Source organism: Lactobacillus sp. UMNPBX19 (assembly GCF_002553805.1).
GTDB lineage: Bacteria > Bacillota > Bacilli > Lactobacillales > Lactobacillaceae > Lactobacillus.
The window spans coordinates 1-496 of the sequence record NZ_PCYR01000096.1 but is presented as its reverse complement, the minus strand read 5'-3'; the positions used below and the strand labels follow the sequence as shown (position 1 = coordinate 496).

Genomic DNA, 496 nt, shown 5'->3' with positions numbered 1-496 from the left:
GGTCTTGAGACCCTTCATTCACCTTATGGGGGGAGTAAATGAAAAAGTTATCTATGCTTAGTACTATAGAAGTAAAATGTGAAGAAATTGTGAATTTTTGATTGCTACGAGATTACATTTTGTCGGATATTTGATTACATATGAAATAATCAATGGGGTAATATAAAAAATCGCTTTTATTTTCCAAAGGAGATAGTATGATAAGGCATAGGATTAATATGGGGGGATGGCATTGCAGATTTTAAAATGGATTGTTGATGGGGTTTTAATACTAAACGTGGCGGGAGCTTTATATACGGTTTTTAGACAACGTCGGGATATTGCCGCGACTTGGGCCTGGCTATTGGTACTATGTTTTTTGCCATTATTTGGATTCGTTATTTACGCCTTTGTCGGTCGCAAGCTGCCGGAAAATAAATTATTTCCGTTAAAAAGCAAAACCCGCTTAGAATTAGACCAAATTATGGAACATCAACGTAAGGAGTTAAAGGAAACG

The 496-nt window shown here is 36.3% G+C and carries 1 protein-coding gene; it reads left to right on the top strand.

What is annotated here, in order from left to right:
• Positions 1-226 precede the first annotated feature (226 nt).
• On the top strand, positions 227-496 hold a 270-nt coding region (locus tag CP370_RS09235), incomplete at its 3' end, for a PLDc N-terminal domain-containing protein (RefSeq protein WP_233186316.1).